We start from the raw sequence: 17,456 nt of genomic DNA on the forward strand, positions 1-17,456 counted from the left end.
CAAAATTAAAATAGAGAGGATGATGAATGTGTCTAATAATAACTTCAAAGATGATTTTGAAAAGAATCGTCAATCTATAGACTCAGAAGATCATAAAGAACAGACATCTTCAAACGAACATCATGAAGACAAACCAACAGACAAAGTAGAAGAAAAAGCGAATCAACAATTCCCACCAAGAAATGCGCAGAGACGTAAACGTCGTAGAGATGTCGCTACAAATAATAATCGTCAATCTGAATCACAAACTAGTTCTAACCAAGATGGCTCATTAGATGATAGATTCGATGATACATCATTACATAACGGAGACAACAAAAACTATGATGCTTCATCTAAGGATGTTTCAAGCAAATCACAAGAGCATCAAACAGTAAATAATGATCACAGACAAGAAACAACACATGACAATACTTCAAACCACGAATCTGACAAAGACTCTCGACAAGACGAAACATTAAAACGTAGTCATAAAGATGAAGACACTCGTCATGAAGATGTTGACCATCAAGATAAAAAAGATAATAAAGGTAAAAAAGCAGCTGCAACAGGCGCTGGGGTTGCTGGCGCTGCAGGTGCTGCCGGACTAGCTAAACATCATCACGATAAAAATGATAAGCATACTGACAAACACGATTCAAAACACGATGATAAGCATCTAAATAGTGATAGCCATGATACAACAAATGATAAACAACATGACGATAACTTAAAAGATCATGACAATGATCAACGTGGTCACAAAGATGAAGATACTCGTCATGAAGATGCTGACCGTCAAGATAAGAAAGATAACAAAGGTAAAAAAGCTGCCGCTACAGGCGCAGGAGTTGCTGGAGCTGCAGGTGCAGCCGGATTAGCTAAACATCATCACGATAAAAATGATAAGCATGCTGACAAACATGATTCAAAACACGATGATAAGCATGATGACAAACACGATCATAAAGATGATAACAACGAACCTAAAAAAGATAACGAAAAATCAGGCAAAGGTAAAAAAGCGGCTGCAGTAGGAGCAGGTGCTGCTGGGGCTGCAGGTGCCGCTGGGTTAGCTAAACATCATCATGATAAAAATGAAGCAAAAGATCATGACCATGATAACAATCATAATGATGATCATGACCATGATGATAATAATCATGGTAAGAAAAAGGGCGGCTTCATGAAGATCATCTTACCAATTATCGCTGCTGTATTAATTTTAGGTGCTATAGCTATTTTTGCTGGTATGGCTTTAAATAACCACAACAATAGTGGAAATAATGATAATAAAGTAGCTAATGAAGACAGCAAAGACGGCATGAAAAATAATGATACAAGCAAAGACAAAGATAGCAAAAAAGATAAAGATAGCTCTAAAGACAAAGATAAATCAAGTGATTCTGATAAAGATAAAGCAACATCAAATGATTCTTCAAATAGTAATTCAGCATCTGATTCAGATTCAGACGACAATGGCTCAAGTAGTAATAGCTCAAATGATGATAGTAATAGTGCTAATTCTCAAGCTACAAATAGTCAAAATAGCAGCAATAACCAAAATGGCCAAAGTCAAAATTCTCAACAAAACGGTCAACAATCAAATAATAGTCAAAGCAGTAATAGCCAACAAGGTAAACAAACACATACTGTTAATGGTAAAGAAAACTTATACAGAATTGCAATTCAATATTATGGCAGTGGTTCACCAGCCAATGTTCAAAAAATTAGACAAGCAAATGGTATAAGTGGTAATGATATCCATGATGGTCAAACATTAGTAATACCATAGGTTTTATTTATAACCATTTATAGACTGTGAGTAATGTTAAATCATTGCTCACAGTTTTTTTATTTATCCAAAATCATTTATTTTCCATTTCTTAAAACGTCACTAAAATTATAAATTTTTCTTAATCAAGGACTTCGCGTAAATAGATCATAACTGATATAATAGTTTGGTGATTAAAGGAGGCCGTATGACATGCAAAAAATAGAAAGTATCATCATTGGTGGTGGACCTTGTGGCTTAAGTGCAGCCATTGAACAAAAGAAAAAAGGTATTGAAACATTAGTTATTGAAAAAGGTAATGTTGTTGAAGCTATTTACAATTATCCAACACATCAAACTTTCTTTTCTTCAAGCGATAAATTATCAATTGGCGATGTACCATTCATCGTTGAACAAAGTAAACCACATAGAAACCAAGCATTAGTATACTATCGTGAAGTAGTTAAACATCATCAATTAAATATCAATCCATTTGAAGAAGTATTAACTGTTAAAAAGATGAATAACCGATTTACAATTACAACTACTAAAGATGTTTACGAATGTAAATTTTTAACTGTAGCGACAGGATATTACGGTCAGCATAATACATTAGAAGTTGAAGGTGCTGATTTACCAAAAGTAAGTCATTATTTTAAAGAAGCACACCCTTATTTCGACCAAAATGTAGTCATTATAGGCGGTAAAAATTCTGCTGTAGATGCAGCCTTAGAATTGGAAAAAGCTGGCGCAAATGTCACTGTAATATATCGAGGAGATCGTTATCCTAAAGCAATTAAACCGTGGATTCTTCCTAATTTTGAATCACTAGTCAATCATGAAAAAATTACAATGGAATTTAATGCCAATGTAACTCAAATTACAGAGGATAAAGTAGTTTACGAAAAAGATGGTAACACTATTGAAATACCTAATGATTATGTATTTGCTATGATAGGTTATCACCCTGACTACGAATTCTTAAAATCTATCGGAATAGATATTAATACGAATGAATTCGGCACTGCACCCGTATATAACCGCGAAACATACGAAACAAATGTTGAAAACTGTTATATTGCCGGAGTAATTGCAGCAGGCAACGATGCCAATACTATCTTTATAGAAAATGGTAAATATCATGGTGGTTTAATAACACAAAGTATTCTTGCTAAAAAGCAAACACCTTTAGAATCATAAATAAATGGCGTAGATTGATAGTATCAAATCAATTCTACGCCATTATTTTTTATTTTACTCTTCAAAATATTGTCTAATATCGTGTCGTTCAAGTTCATTACTTAAACTCACTAATAATTTCAACCGTGCTTTAGGTCCATTCAACCCATTAGAAAATATTAACCCTTTGTCAGCAAGTTGATACCCGCCACCTTCATAGGCATAAACTGGACTTACAATGCCATTAAATGAGCGAGATACCATGACGATAGGAATATTCTTATCTATGCAGGCATTTAGTCCATCTAAACAAGTAGGTGGAAGATTACCTTGTCCCATAGCTTCGATTACTAAACCATCGATTTCTTGTGATGCATAAAATTTAAATATATCACTTGGCATATCCATGTATGATTTAACGAGTGGGACATTTAAGCCAGGATTTATATTATGATAACTTGTATGACTTAAAGGATGATGGTGATATTGTACATTATCTTTTGTTAGTACACCTAATGGGCCATGGTTAGGGCTTTGGAATGTATTTGTATTAGATGTATGTGTCTTAGTCACATTGCGTGCTGTATGTATTTCATCGTTAAATACGACCATAACACTCATACGACGAGATTTTGCAGAAGAGGCCACTCTAATCGCTGAAATAAAATTGTATAGACCATCAGAACCTATTTCATTGGAAGATCTCATAGCACCTGTAATGACAACTGGTTCCTCTATATCTAATAATAAATCTAAAAGGTATGCAGTTTCTTCAAGAGTATCTGTTCCATGAGTAATGACAAATCCGTCATATGAATTGTCTTTATCATGATGAGCTTCTACAATGATATCTCTTAATTGCTTCACATGTTGTATAGACATATGTGGAGATGGTACATTCATAGGATGAATCTCATCTACTTGTGCATATTGTTTAATGATATCTTGATGTTGTGAAATTGGATTTTCTTTATTTGTAATAACTCTATTAGAACTATCCTGTGACATGCTGATTGTGCCACCGGTATGAATAACAAGTAGACGTTTCATACTTTTCCTCCTATTAATAAAATACATATTTATGATAAAATATTATTCATCAAACAACAAGGTAGGTATTTCGATAATGAGTTTAATTAATATTGCTTTAGATGGTCCTGCAGCTGCAGGTAAAAGTACAATTGCTAAACAAGTTGCTAGTAAGCTTTCTATGATTTATGTAGATACTGGTGCTATGTATAGAGCAATTACATACAAATATATACGTACAAACCAAACAGAAGATTTTGAAGCACTGATTAAAAATACAACATTAGAATTAACTTATGACGAAACAAAAGGCCAACGTGTGATGCTTGATAATGAAGATGTAACAGATTATTTAAGAGAAAATGATGTTACTAACAACGTTTCATATGTCGCTTCAAAAGAACCAGTTAGATCATTTGCAGTTAAAAAGCAAAAAGACTTAGCTGCTAAAAAAGGTATTGTTATGGATGGAAGAGATATCGGTACAGTTGTACTTCCCAATGCCGAACTAAAAGTATATATGATTGCTTCTGTTGAGGAACGCGCTGAACGTCGTCAAAAAGAAAATGAATTACGTGGCATCGAATCAAACTTGGAAAAATTAAAAACTGAAATTGAACAACGAGATAACTATGACATGAATAGAGAGATTTCACCACTAAGAAAAGCTGATGATGCCGTTACATTAGATACAACAGGTAAATCTATTGAAACAGTAACTAACGAAATTTTAAAAATGGTGGATCAAATTAAATAATTAACTAAAAGCTATGTAAACGTTATAAGCAGAAACGTTTATATAGCTTTTATTATCCCTTATAATAGAATTAGATTGAATCTTAATATTAATAAACACTATAAATATACATCTTCAACTTTAAATTGAAATTTATTTAAAAAATTCACTTTTTAATTGCATCTACGAAATCAACATAAAGTTTCTTAAAGTGTAAAAGGGGAATTTCTTGACAATTCAGTCAGTTTGTAAGATGTTATACTTATGTAGTGTATAAGGAGGCAGACAAGATGACTGAAGAATTCAACGAATCAATGATTAAAGATATTAAAGAAGGTGACAAAGTCACTGGAGAAGTACAACAGGTTGAAGATAAACAAGTAGTTGTGCATATTAATGGTGGAAAATACAATGGTATAATCCCTATTAGCCAATTATCCACACATCATATTGAAAAACCTAATGAAGTAGTTAAAGAAGGCGATGAAATAGAAGCCTATGTAACGAAAATTGAATTTGATGAAGAAAATGATTCAGGTGCATATATTTTATCTAAAAGACAACTTGAAACTGAAAAATCATATGACTATTTACAAGAAAAACTTGATAACAATGAAATAATTGAAGCTAAAGTAACAGAAGTTGTGAAAGGTGGATTAGTTGTCGATGTAGGACAACGTGGTTTCGTACCTGCTTCATTAATTTCAACAGACTTTATCGAAGATTTCTCTGACTTTGAAGGACAAACAATCAAAATTAAAGTTGAAGAATTAGATCCTGAAAATAACCGTGTAATCTTAAGCCGTAAAGCTGTTGAACAAGCTGAAAATGACGTTAAAAAAGCATCATTATTAGAATCACTTAATGATGGAGACGTGATTGAAGGTACAGTTGCTCGCTTAACAAACTTTGGTGCTTTTGTTGATATTGGTGGTGTAGATGGATTAGTTCACGTTTCTGAATTATCACATCAACATGTTCAATCTCCAGAAGAGGTTGTTTCAGTTGGCGAAAAAGTGAAAGTAAAAGTAAAATCAGTTGATAAAGATACTGAACGTATTTCATTATCAATCAAAGATACTTTACCAACACCATTCGAACAAATTAAAGGTCAATTCCACGAAAATGACGTTATCGAAGGTACAATTGTAAGATTAGCTAACTTCGGTGCATTCGTTGAAATTGCTCCTGGAGTACAAGGCTTAGTTCATATCTCAGAAATTGATCATAAGCACATTGGTACACCAGGTGAAGTATTAGAACCAGGTCAACAAGTTAGTGTTAAAATCTTAGGTATTGATGAAGACAATGAACGTGTATCATTATCTATCAAAGCTACTTTACCAAACGAAGATGTAGTTGAAAGCGATGCTTCTACAACACAATCTTATTTAAATAAAGATACTGAAGAAGATAACCCTACTTTAGGTGATGTCTTTGGTGATAAGTTTAAAGATCTTAAATTTTAATAAACGATAAATTACATTTACACTCCAATTAGAGTTATCTCTTTAATTGGAGTGTTTTTTTACATCTTCTCAAGTATTATTTAATATATTTAGTCGTTTGTTACAAACGTATTTTGAATCAGTGCTTGCATGTGATAAAATTATAGAGATTAAGAAAGAGAGGAAGTTAACAAATGACTAAACCTATAGTAGCAATTGTAGGCAAGCCTAATGTAGGGAAATCTACAATTTTTAATAGAGTAGTCGGCGAACGTGTTTCTATCGTTGAAGACACGCCTGGTGTAACCAGAGACCGAATCTATTCATCAGGTGAATGGTTAACTCATGAATTCAATATTATAGATACAGGTGGTATTGAAATTGGAGATGCACCATTCCAAACACAAATTAGAGCACAAGCAGAAGTAGCCATCGACGAAGCGGACGTTATCGTATTTATGGTTAATGTTAGAGAAGGATTAACACAAAGCGATGAAATGGTAGCACAAATGCTCTATAAAAGTAAAAAACCTGTCGTTCTCGCAGTAAACAAAGTAGATAACTTAGAAATGCGTAACGACATCTATGATTTTTATTCTTTAGGATTTGGAGAACCTTATCCAATTTCAGGTTCGCACGGTTTAGGTTTAGGTGATCTATTAGATGCCGTCGTTGAAAACTTTGGTGAAGAACAAGAAGACCCATACGATGATGATACAATTCGTTTATCAATTATTGGTCGCCCAAATGTAGGGAAATCTAGTTTAGTCAATGCCATTTTAGGTGAAGAACGTGTCATTGTTTCTAATGTTGCTGGTACTACAAGAGATGCTGTCGATACAGAATATTCATTCGACGGTCAAGATTACGTGTTAATAGATACAGCTGGAATGCGTAAAAAAGGTAAAGTATACGAATCTACAGAAAAGTATTCAGTCTTAAGAGCATTAAAAGCAATTGAACGTTCAAATGTCGTCTTAGTTGTTATCGATGCAGAACAAGGTATTATTGAACAAGATAAACGTGTCGCTGGATATGCGCATGAAGAAGGTAAAGCAATCGTCATTGTTGTTAATAAATGGGATACAGTAGAAAAAGACAGTAAAACGATGAAGAAATTTACAGAAGACGTTAGAAAAGAATTCCAATTCTTAGACTACGCACAAATTGCCTTTGTCTCAGCTAAAGAACAATTAAGATTGAAAACGTTATTCCCTTATATTAAAGAGGCAAGTGAAAATCATAAAAAACGTGTACAAAGTTCAACATTAAACGAAGTAGTGACTGATGCAATTTCAATGAATCCTACTCCAACAGATAAAGGTAGAAGACTAAATGTCTTTTATACAACACAAGTTGCGATTGAACCGCCAACATTTGTTGTATTTGTTAATGACGTTGAATTAATGCATTTTTCTTATAAACGTTATCTTGAAAATCAAATTAGACATGCCTTTGGATTTGAAGGTACACCTGTTCATATCATTCCAAGAAAAAGAAATTAAAACGGAGGGGAATATTAATATGACTAAAATATCAGTATTTGGTATGGGAAGTTTTGGTACAGCATTAGCCAATGTATTAGCACAAAATGGCCATGATGTACTAATGTGGGGTAAAAATGACGAAAACGTCGAAGAATTAAATACACATCATATGAATAAAAATTATTTAAAAGAAGCAAAACTAGATCCATCTATTAAAGCCAGTACAGATTTAAGCAAAGTTGTAGATTTTGCAGATATATATTTAATGGCTTTACCTACTAAAGCAATGAGAGAAGTTGCTAGTAAAATCGATGGATTACTAACTACAAAAAAGACTTTTATTCATGTTGCAAAAGGTATTGAAAATGGTACGTTCAAACGTGTATCTGAAATGTTGGAAGATTCAATCTCTCCTGAACACAATGCAGGTATTGGTGTATTATCAGGACCAAGTCACGCTGAAGAAGTTGTTATCAAACAACCTACAACTGTGGCAGCATCATCAAAAGATGAAGCAGTAAGCCAATTAATTCAAGATTTATTTATGAATGATTATTTAAGAGTATATACAAATAATGATTTAGTCGGAGTTGAGCTAGGTGGCGCGTTGAAAAACATCATTGCAGTAGCAAGTGGTATCGTAGCTGGAATGGGATTTGGTGATAATGCAAAAGCAGCTCTTATGACACGTGGTTTAGCTGAAATTAGTCGCTTAGGAGAAAAATTAGGTGCCGATCCTATGACATTCTTAGGTTTAGGTGGCATAGGTGACTTAATTGTAACTTGTACATCAACTCATTCTCGTAACTTTACATTAGGTTATAAATTAGGCCAAGGTAAAACAACAGATGAAGCACTTGAAGAAATGAAAATGGTAGTTGAAGGAATTTATACAACTAAATCTGTTTATTATTTAGCACAAGAAGTTAATGTTGATATGCCAATCACTACAGCATTATACAAAGTGTTATTCGAGGATGTTCCTGTTAAAGAAAGTATTAAAGAATTAATGGGTAGAGACAAAAAATCAGAATAATAAAGTGTCATTTTACACTTTATTGATGTGTTTTCCAAAAAAATTAATTCTAATCGTATTATTTTAAGGTTTTTAATATATAAATCGTTGCGGTGACAGTAATCAGTGTGTTAAAGTCTAACCATAATGATATAATGATATCATTATCAAACCTCAGGAGGTGAATTCATAATGAATAAAACTGATTTAATCAATGCAGTTGCAGAACAAGCTGATTTAACTAAAAAAGAAGCTGGTTCAGCAGTAGACGCTGTTTTTGAATCTATCCAAAACTCACTTGCTAAAGGTGAAAAGGTACAATTAATCGGTTTCGGTAATTTTGAAGTACGTGAGCGTGCTGCTCGTAAAGGCCGTAACCCTCAAACAGGTAAAGAAATCGACATTCCTGCAAGTAAAGTTCCAGCATTCAAAGCTGGTAAAGCATTAAAAGATGCAGTAAAATAATTTTACTTAAAAAAGCCCTTCGAGGGCTTTTTTCTTTTTGTATAAAATAAAAATTTAGTTCTCTATCAAAAAGAGAAAAATTAATTAACTATTTAACATAACTCCAAATACATAATCATATAATACATAAAAAGCGTTACTTTTTACATAAGTATAAATTCTGTAATCTAATAAAGATGAGAAGGGACTCTAATATTTAATTTTTTGATATATAATGTTAATATAAATAGTGATAATATCGTGAGGTGTGAACATGGAAACTACTGTAAGCAAATTAAATATAGATATTAAGCAAAGGCTTAAGGGTATAGTTGATTATGAAACCATACAAATCAATGAAAAGTTGGGTCAATTTTTAGACACATGCTCACTACCTGAAAAAGCAAAGTTAGCTTGCCTCACAATCGACACTTCGATGAAACATCTAGATGACATATCTAACAATCGTTTATCAAAGCATTCTATTCTAGTTGGAGATTTATTAAGTGCACATTTCTATACTATACTAGCTGAAATAAATGATCCTGAATATCAACTAGCAATGAGTAAAGCTATTGTTGAAGTGAGCGAGCTTAAATCTTCACTACATCAACATGTATTAACTGATGAAGAAGCGAGTGACGCAATTTTTAAAATTGAAACATTATTCCCATATATTACGTTAACTCATTTTAATAATGAAGGAAATGCAACTCAGATATATGACTTTTTATATGACGATGTACATGACTACTATCCATCATATTTAAAAAATTATAATAAAGAACGTGTTAATCTAATTATGAAAGACATCAAACAAACGCTAGATAAAAGAAGAGGTAATTAAAGATGGCTGAAAATAACGCAAAAAAAGAACAAGTTCATACAGTATTCCAAAATATTTCAAAAAAATACGATAGACTTAATAACATTATTAGTTTCGAACAACACAAAGTGTGGAGAAAACATGTTATGAAAGAAATGTCAGTCAAAAAAGGGAGTAAAGCCCTTGATGTATGTTGTGGTACTGCTGATTGGACAATCGCTTTAAGTAAAGCTGTAGGTCCTGAAGGAGAAGTAACTGGTATTGATTTCAGTGAAAACATGTTAGAAGTAGGAAAAGAAAAAACATCAAATATGGACAATATTAATTTAGTCCATGGAGATGCCATGAACTTACCATTTGATGATAATTCATTCGATTATGTCACAATCGGATTCGGCTTACGAAATGTACCAGACTATTTAGGCGCATTAAAAGAAATGAATCGTGTACTTAAACTAGGCGGTATGGTTGTATGCTTAGAAACGAGTCAACCAACATTACCTGTATTCAAACAAGTATATCGTTTATATTTTAAATTTGTGATGCCAATCTTTGGTAAATTATTCGCTAAATCAAAAGAAGAATATGAATGGTTACAACAATCTACTTTTGATTTTCCAGGTAAAGAAAAATTAAAACGATTATTTCAACAAGCAGGATTTAATAACATAAAAGTACGTAGCTTCACAGGTGGCGTTGCTGCAATGCACCTTGGCTATAAACAAAAATGATACGACCAAAGGTGATTAACGTGGCAAAGTTAAACATGAACAATGAAATAAAAAAAGTTGAAAAGCGTCTAGAACAATCAATTCATAGTAATGATAAAGTACTTGAAGAAGCCGCTTTTCATTTACTTTCTTCAGGTGGAAAACGTGTTAGACCAGCTTTCGTCATTCTTAGTAGCCAGTTCGGTAAAGAAGAAGGCGTTTCAGAAGATACGTATAAAGTGGCTGTAGCATTAGAACTCATTCATATGGCAACATTAGTCCATGATGATGTTATCGATAAAAGTGATAAACGACGTGGAAGACTTACAATTTCTAAGAAATGGGACCAAACAACAGCGATTATCACAGGGAACTTCTTACTTGCGTTAGGTTTACAACATTTATCAGAAATTAAAGACCAACGTGTTCATGAAATTTTATCTGAATCTATCGTGGACGTATGTCGTGGTGAATTATTCCAATTCCAAGATCAATTCAATAGCGAACAAACGATTACTAACTATTTAAGAAGAATTAACCGTAAAACTGCTTTACTAATTCAGTTAGCTACAGAAGTAGGTGCTATTACGTCTCAATCTGACAAAGAAACAATTAGAAAGTTAAAAATGATTGGTCATTACATCGGAATGAGTTTTCAAATTGTCGACGATATACTCGATTTTACTAGCACTGAAAAGAAATTAGGTAAGCCTGTAGGTAGCGATTTGATGAATGGTCACATCACATTGCCAGTTTTGCTTGAAATGAGAGATAATGCATCTTTCAAAGATATGATTGCTCACTTAGATAGAGACAGTAATAAAGAAGAATTTGAAAAATGTATAGATATTATACGCAATTCAAATAATATTCAAGTTTCAAAAGATATAAGTGAAAAATACTTGAATAAAGCGCTCAATCTAATTGATGAATTAGATGATAATCAAGCCCGAAACTTATTTAAAAAGTTAATTAAAAAAATGGGTTCTAGAAATGTGTAAATCATGTAAATCAGCTTGAAAGCGCTTTAATTAATTGGTAGTATATAAGTTAGCTACTTTATAATTAGCGGACAAGTTAATTTATACATACTTCAGAAGCTTGTTATTTTAAATTACAGGGGGACAACACAAAGTGGAACGTACATTTTTAATGATTAAACCAGATGCAGTACAAAGAAATCTTATCGGAGAAATAATTTCTCGTATTGAGAACAAAGGATTAAAACTTGTAGGTGGCAAATTAATGCAAGTACCACAAGAATTAGCTGAAAAGCATTATAGCGAACATGAAGGTAAACCTTTCTACAACAATTTAATTTCTTTCATTACTTCTGCACCAGTTTTTGCAATGGTTGTTGAAGGTGAAGATGCTGTAGCGGTTTCTCGTCATATCATCGGAAGCACAAACCCATCTGATGCTACTCCTGGATCTATTAGAGGAGATTTAGGTTTAACAGTTGGTAGAAATATCATTCATGGTTCTGATTCAGTGGAATCTGCTCAAAGAGAAATTAGTTTATGGTTTAATGATGAAGAAGTAAATAGTTATGAATCTCCTAGAGATGCTTGGTTATACGAATAAAAAAATAAAATTTAAAAAGTAATTCATTTTATCCATAGAGCCTGAGACATAAATCAATGTCTCGGGCTTCAATTATATATTAGCAGTTGTTGCATTAGTTATAACTTATTGAATACCTTAACTAAAACTAATGCATAAGTACCACTAACCTAATTTAGGGATTGGTACTTTATCACTTTTTTATTTGGTTGGTTAACGAAATAATATGTAAGTATTTATAATTCAATCAAAACTTGTTCAAAATAATATCATCTGTGATCAATCAATTAATTCCATTTAGAAATAACTCTTAAACTCATATTTTTGATTTGTAATAAAAATGACGGTAGCTCGATAAACTTATATTGATTTATTGATTGTGATATTATTAAACACATATAATAATTCATAAAAGAACTAAAGAGAAAGGAGTGTGCTTTAGTGAGATATTTAACTTCAGGAGAATCACATGGCCCACAACTAACAGTAATAATTGAAGGTGTTCCAGCTAATTTAGAAATTAAAGCTGAAGATATTAATAAAGAAATGTTTAAACGACAAGGCGGATATGGTAGAGGTCGTCGTATGCAAATTGAAAAAGACGCTATCGAGATTGTTTCAGGTGTAAGAAATGGCTATACACTAGGTAGTCCGATTACATTAGTCGTTACGAACGATGATTTTACTCATTGGAGAAATATCATGGGTATTGAACCGATTAGTGAAGAAGAACGAAAAAATATGAAACGTACTATTTCTAAACCAAGACCAGGACATGCTGATCTTGTTGGCGGAATGAAATATAACCATAGAGATTTACGCAACGTCTTAGAACGTTCTTCAGCTAGAGAAACAGCTGCTCGTGTAGCAGTAGGTGCTGTTTCTAAAATATTATTAGCTCAATTAGATATTCATATATATAGTAGAGTTGTAGAAATCGGTGGCATAAAAGATGAAGGCCTTTATGATGCAGAGACATTTAAATCTAATATCGATAAAAATGACGTTCGAGTTATTAATGAAGATATTGCTCAACAAATGAGAGATAAAATTGATGCAGCTAAAAAAGAAGGCGATTCAATAGGTGGCGTGGTTCAAGTAATGGCAGAAAACATGCCAGTAGGAATCGGAAGCTATGTTCATTATGATCGTAAACTAGATGGTCGTATAGCTCAAGGTGTAGTAAGTATTAATGCATTTAAAGGAGTTAGCTTTGGCGAAGGATTTAAAGCCGCTGAAAAGCCTGGTAGCGAAATTCAAGACGAAATTATGTATAACGAAACTCAAGGATACTATAGAGCTTCAAACCACTTAGGTGGATTTGAAGGTGGTATGTCAAACGGAATGCCTATCATTGTTAATGGTGTAATGAAACCTATTCCTACATTATACAAACCATTAAACTCAGTAGATATCAACACAAAAGAAGATTTCAAAGCAACGATTGAACGCTCTGATAGTTGTGCTGTTCCAGCAGCAAGCGTTGTTTGCGAACATGCAGTCGCTTTTGAATTAGCTAAAGCATTATTAGAAGAATTCCAAGCTAATCACATTGACCAACTAAAAGCACAAATCGCAGAACGTCGACAGTTAAATATCGAATTCTAATCCTCATAAATCAGGTGAATAAATATGAAATTAAATACAACTTATCAAGATAATAATTATCCAATTATTGTTGAGCATGGTGCTATTAATCAACTACAAGATTTCACTCAATCTTATGATCAGTCATTTTTTATCATTGATGAAACAGTGTATCAACATTTCAAAGATAAAATAGATCACTTTATTAGTGTGAATCACGCTCATAAAATAATCATTCCATCGGGTGAACAAACGAAATCTTTTAATTACTTCCATGAAATTGCCGAACATATTTTAAGCTTTCAAATTACGAGAAATACAGCAATTATTGCTATTGGTGGAGGCGCAACAGGTGACTTTGCAGGATTTATAGCTGCAAGTGTATTAAGAGGCGTGTCATTTATACAAGTCCCAACAACTATCTTAGCCCATGATTCAAGTATTGGTGGTAAAGTTGGAATTAATTCTCAACATGGTAAAAACTTAATCGGTGCATTTTATCGACCTAAAGCTGTTATTTATGATTTAGATTTCTTAACAACATTACCTTATAGTGAAGTACTAAGTGGTTATGCAGAAGTCTATAAACATGCATTACTAAATGGTCAAGAAGACACTAGCAATATTGAACAACATTTTCCTAATAAAGAAGTATTAGCGTCATTAGATGATATTGAAACATATATTTATAAAGGTATCGAAACAAAGCTAAATATCGTTGTGAATGATGAAAAAGAGCAAGGTATTCGTAAGTTTTTAAATTTAGGGCATACATTTGGCCATGCTATTGAATATAAATATAAAATTCCACATGGTCATGCTGTGATGATAGGTATTGTTTATCAATTTATCGTGTCTAATCAAATATTAAAAACCACATATGATATTGATCATTATCTTAATTATTTAGACTCACTAGGATATCCAATTAACATTATAAAAGAGTTAGAATTCGATGATATTTATCAATATATGCTTTTAGATAAAAAGAATAACCAAGATGGCATTCAAATGGTTCTAATGAAATCATTAGGTCATGCAGTTGTAGAACACGTAAACAAATCTACACACTTAGCTGCATTTAACGAACTTCAATCAAAAATAAAGTAGGTGAATAAATGATGTCGATTACACAAACAATTGATATTAATGGTCCTTTAACAGGGAACATTGAGGTGCCTGGTGACAAATCCATCACGCACAGAGCAATTATGCTCGCATCATTAGCAACAGGACAAACAACTATATATAAACCATTATTAGGTGAAGATTGTAAAAGAACGATGGCCATCTTTGAACTTTTAGGTGTAACAATCACCGAAGAAGAAGATCGTATTATTGTTGATTCACCTGGTTATCAAAATTTTAAAACGCCACATCAAGTTCTGTATACAGGTAATTCAGGCACAACAACACGTTTATTAGCCGGATTGTTAAGTGGTGTTGGTCTGGAAAGTGTATTATCGGGAGATGTTTCAATCGGTAAACGTCCAATGGATAGAGTATTAAAACCATTACTAAAAATGAACGCACAAATTAGTGGCGTGGATGGTAATTACACACCCTTAATTATTAAGCCTTCAAACATTAAAGGCATGCAATATACTATGGAAGTAGCTAGTGCCCAAGTAAAAAGCGCTATATTATTTGCTAGTATCTTTTCTAAAGAATCTTCTAGCATCACAGAAATAGATGTTAGCCGTAATCATACAGAAACTATGTTTGAACATTTTAATATTCCTATTTCAGTTAATGATAAAACGATTACTACCAAACCATTAGCAGTACAACATATACAACCACGTGATTTTCATGTTCCAGGCGATATTTCTTCTGCTGCATTTTTCATCGTTGCAGCCTTAATCACACCTGGCAGTGATGTTACAATTCATAATGTTGGCATTAACCCAACTCGTTCAGGTATCATAGACATCGTTAAACAAATGGGTGGTCATATTGAACTTAGTGACATAACAGAAGAATCGGAACCGACTGCATCTTTACGTGTGCGTTATACACCAAATTTAAAACCCATTCAAATATATGGAGAACTTGTACCGAGAGCAATTGATGAATTACCCGTCATTGCATTACTTTGTACACAAGCGTCAGGTACGAGTGTGATTAAAGATGCAGAAGAATTAAAGGTTAAAGAAACAAACAGAATTGATACGACAGCAGATATGCTAAATCAATTAGGTTTTGAATTGCAACCAACAAATGATGGTCTTATAATCCATCCTTCTGAATTTAAAACTAGTGTCACAGTTGATAGTCAGACCGATCACCGTATAGGAATGATGTTAGCTGTTGCATCACTACTCAGCTCAGAACCTTTATCCATAGAACAATTTGATGCAGTTAATGTTTCATTTCCAGGTTTCTTACCAAAATTCAAGCTTTTAGAAAATGAGGGAAAATAGTAATGGAAGATATCTACAAATTAATAGACGATATCAATTTACAAAAATTAACAAATTTAGATACTCGTGTAAATGAAGTGCTGAGTTCAAATAACGATGATGCATTATTCATTTTAGGTGAAACACTTTACAACTTTGGTTTAACACCACAAGGTTTAGAAGTATTCCGAACGCTTTATCACAGATATCCAGACGAAAGTGAATTACTTATTTACTTTATTGAAGGGCTAATGTCAGAGAACCAAACTGACGAAGCGTTAGAGTATTTAAGTCAAGTTGAAGAATCTACAGAAAAATTAATGCTCGAAGCAGATTTATATCAACAAATTAATATGCTTGAAGTCGCTATCGATAAAATTCAAGCCGCGATTCAATTAGAACCTAATGATCCAATTCTACATTTCGCTTTAGCAGAATTACTATATTTCGATGGGCAATATTTACGTGCTAGCACTGAATATGAAACAGTACTTGAAACTGGTGAATATGAAGTCAATGGTATTAACTTATTCTCTAGACAAGCAGATTGTAGCTTACAAAGCGGAAATTATAGTGATGCTATTCGCCTATATGATGAAATTAATGAAACTGAGATGAATTCTGAAGATTATTTCAAAAAAGCAATTGCTTATGAAAAAAATGACATAACACAAGAAGCCATTAAAATAATGAAAACGTTATTAACGAAAGACCCTGATTTCTTACAAGGTTATTTCTATTTACAATCATTATACGAAAACGAAAAAAATTATCCGGATGCTATTGAAATTGGTAAAGAAGGATTACGTTTAAGTCAATTTTATAAAGAATTAATGGTTTCAACAGGTAGTATAGAAATTGAACATGGCGATGCGAATGAAGGTGTCACTTTATTAAAACAAGCACTAGAAGTAGATAATGCATATCATGAGCCATTATTGATTTTAAGTGATTTATATAGAAGTGAAGAAGATTATGAAGCACTTATCGACTTGCTCACATATGTAGATGAAGAAGATTTAGACCCTGTGTTTATGTGGCATTTAGCCTATGCCTACGGACAAGAAGAACGTGACAAAGAAGCACAACATTTCTTTGAATTAGCTTATCCAACTTTAAAAACACAATCTGAATTCTTAAGCGACTACTATTTCTATCTCGTAGAAATAGGGCAAAAAGAACAAGCTAAATCTATTCTTGATCAACTACTTGAAATGGATCCAAGCAATGAAACATGGCATGATGAAGCAATACGTTTACAATCTTAAAAGGAATGG

Annotated in this window: 16 protein-coding genes; 15 read left to right on the forward strand and 1 reads right to left on the reverse strand. The window is 32.8% G+C overall.

All coding sequences use genetic code 11. From position 1 onward, the window contains the following. Positions 1–22: 22 nt before the first annotated feature. Positions 23–1,774 (forward strand): elastin-binding protein EbpS, encoded by a 1,752-nt coding sequence (gene ebpS / locus LFT63_RS01805; protein WP_225880640.1) that lies wholly within the window; start codon positions 23–25, stop codon positions 1,772–1,774. A 192-nt stretch (positions 1,775–1,966) separates the two neighbouring features. Beyond that, positions 1,967–2,953 (forward strand): bacillithiol disulfide reductase YpdA, encoded by a 987-nt coding sequence (ypdA, locus tag LFT63_RS01810; protein WP_029055321.1) that lies wholly within the window; start codon positions 1,967–1,969, stop codon positions 2,951–2,953. A gap of 54 nt (positions 2,954–3,007) precedes the next feature. Here ypdA and LFT63_RS01815 read toward each other — a convergent pair whose 3' ends face one another. Next, the gene (locus tag LFT63_RS01815; RefSeq protein WP_029055322.1) at positions 3,008–3,982 is read right to left on the reverse strand and encodes an asparaginase; all 975 of its coding nucleotides are present in this window, start codon (positions 3,980–3,982) and stop codon (positions 3,008–3,010) included. 76 nt (positions 3,983–4,058) lie between these two features. Here LFT63_RS01815 and cmk point away from each other — a divergent pair, with 76 nt between their 5' ends. The 13 genes from cmk (at position 4,059) to LFT63_RS01880 (ending at position 17,447) form a co-directional block, all read left to right on the forward strand. Then, positions 4,059–4,718 (forward strand): (d)CMP kinase, encoded by a 660-nt coding sequence (gene cmk, locus LFT63_RS01820; RefSeq protein ID WP_029055323.1) that lies wholly within the window; start codon positions 4,059–4,061, stop codon positions 4,716–4,718. 269 nt (positions 4,719–4,987) lie between these two features. Then, on the forward strand, positions 4,988–6,166 hold the full coding sequence (rpsA, locus tag LFT63_RS01825) for a 30S ribosomal protein S1 (RefSeq protein WP_340767814.1): 1,179 nt from the start codon (positions 4,988–4,990) through the stop codon (positions 6,164–6,166). A 173-nt stretch (positions 6,167–6,339) separates the two neighbouring features. Further along, complete coding sequence (gene der / locus LFT63_RS01830; RefSeq protein ID WP_029055325.1) at positions 6,340–7,650, forward strand: ribosome biogenesis GTPase Der; 1,311 nt, start codon at positions 6,340–6,342, stop codon at positions 7,648–7,650. Between the two features lie 19 nt (positions 7,651–7,669). Beyond that, positions 7,670–8,668, forward strand: coding sequence for an NAD(P)H-dependent glycerol-3-phosphate dehydrogenase (locus LFT63_RS01835; protein WP_017637961.1), 999 nt, complete (start codon positions 7,670–7,672; stop codon positions 8,666–8,668). Positions 8,669–8,839: 171 nt separating this feature from the next. Continuing rightward, a complete protein-coding gene (locus tag LFT63_RS01840; RefSeq protein ID WP_001043863.1) occupies positions 8,840–9,112 on the forward strand; it encodes an HU family DNA-binding protein in 273 nt (90 codons plus the stop codon). Between the two features lie 253 nt (positions 9,113–9,365). Then, the gene (locus tag LFT63_RS01845) at positions 9,366–9,938 is read left to right on the forward strand and encodes a heptaprenyl pyrophosphate synthase subunit A (protein WP_029055326.1); all 573 of its coding nucleotides are present in this window, start codon (positions 9,366–9,368) and stop codon (positions 9,936–9,938) included. A gap of 2 nt (positions 9,939–9,940) precedes the next feature. Further along, the gene (locus tag LFT63_RS01850) at positions 9,941–10,648 is read left to right on the forward strand and encodes a demethylmenaquinone methyltransferase (RefSeq protein WP_340767815.1); all 708 of its coding nucleotides are present in this window, start codon (positions 9,941–9,943) and stop codon (positions 10,646–10,648) included. Positions 10,649–10,668: 20 nt separating this feature from the next. Next, positions 10,669–11,628 (forward strand): polyprenyl synthetase family protein, encoded by a 960-nt coding sequence (locus tag LFT63_RS01855; protein ID WP_037536644.1) that lies wholly within the window; start codon positions 10,669–10,671, stop codon positions 11,626–11,628. Between the two features lie 133 nt (positions 11,629–11,761). Then, positions 11,762–12,211, forward strand: coding sequence for a nucleoside-diphosphate kinase (gene ndk / locus LFT63_RS01860; protein WP_029055328.1), 450 nt, complete (start codon positions 11,762–11,764; stop codon positions 12,209–12,211). A gap of 420 nt (positions 12,212–12,631) precedes the next feature. Then, complete coding sequence (gene aroC, locus LFT63_RS01865) at positions 12,632–13,798, forward strand: chorismate synthase (protein ID WP_017637966.1); 1,167 nt, start codon at positions 12,632–12,634, stop codon at positions 13,796–13,798. A 24-nt stretch (positions 13,799–13,822) separates the two neighbouring features. Next, entirely contained in the window at positions 13,823–14,887 is a 1,065-nt protein-coding gene (aroB, locus tag LFT63_RS01870) for a 3-dehydroquinate synthase (RefSeq protein ID WP_029055330.1), read from the forward strand. 11 nt (positions 14,888–14,898) lie between these two features. Next, entirely contained in the window at positions 14,899–16,200 is a 1,302-nt protein-coding gene (aroA, locus tag LFT63_RS01875) for a 3-phosphoshikimate 1-carboxyvinyltransferase (RefSeq protein ID WP_029055331.1), read from the forward strand. A 2-nt stretch (positions 16,201–16,202) separates the two neighbouring features. After that, on the forward strand, positions 16,203–17,447 hold the full coding sequence (locus LFT63_RS01880) for a tetratricopeptide repeat protein (RefSeq protein ID WP_340767816.1): 1,245 nt from the start codon (positions 16,203–16,205) through the stop codon (positions 17,445–17,447). Positions 17,448–17,456 lie beyond the last annotated feature (9 nt).

Origin of the sequence: Staphylococcus sp. FSL H8-0121, assembly GCF_038008425.1 — a bacterium.
GTDB lineage: Bacteria > Bacillota > Bacilli > Staphylococcales > Staphylococcaceae > Staphylococcus > Staphylococcus pasteuri.

Coding starts and splice junctions, on each gene's coding strand:
- ebpS (WP_225880640.1), top strand. CDS start 23: ATGAATGTGTCTAATAATAACTTCAAAGATGATTTTGAAAAGAATCGT.
- ypdA (WP_029055321.1), top strand. CDS start 1,967: ATGCAAAAAATAGAAAGTATCATCATTGGTGGTGGACCTTGTGGCTTA.
- LFT63_RS01815 (WP_029055322.1), bottom strand. CDS start 3,982: ATGAAACGTCTACTTGTTATTCATACCGGTGGCACAATCAGCATGTCA.
- cmk (WP_029055323.1), top strand. CDS start 4,059: ATGAGTTTAATTAATATTGCTTTAGATGGTCCTGCAGCTGCAGGTAAA.
- rpsA (WP_340767814.1), top strand. CDS start 4,988: ATGACTGAAGAATTCAACGAATCAATGATTAAAGATATTAAAGAAGGT.
- der (WP_029055325.1), top strand. CDS start 6,340: ATGACTAAACCTATAGTAGCAATTGTAGGCAAGCCTAATGTAGGGAAA.
- LFT63_RS01835 (WP_017637961.1), top strand. CDS start 7,670: ATGACTAAAATATCAGTATTTGGTATGGGAAGTTTTGGTACAGCATTA.
- LFT63_RS01840 (WP_001043863.1), top strand. CDS start 8,840: ATGAATAAAACTGATTTAATCAATGCAGTTGCAGAACAAGCTGATTTA.
- LFT63_RS01845 (WP_029055326.1), top strand. CDS start 9,366: ATGGAAACTACTGTAAGCAAATTAAATATAGATATTAAGCAAAGGCTT.
- LFT63_RS01850 (WP_340767815.1), top strand. CDS start 9,941: ATGGCTGAAAATAACGCAAAAAAAGAACAAGTTCATACAGTATTCCAA.
- aroB (WP_029055330.1), top strand. CDS start 13,823: ATGAAATTAAATACAACTTATCAAGATAATAATTATCCAATTATTGTT.
- aroA (WP_029055331.1), top strand. CDS start 14,899: ATGTCGATTACACAAACAATTGATATTAATGGTCCTTTAACAGGGAAC.
- LFT63_RS01880 (WP_340767816.1), top strand. CDS start 16,203: ATGGAAGATATCTACAAATTAATAGACGATATCAATTTACAAAAATTA.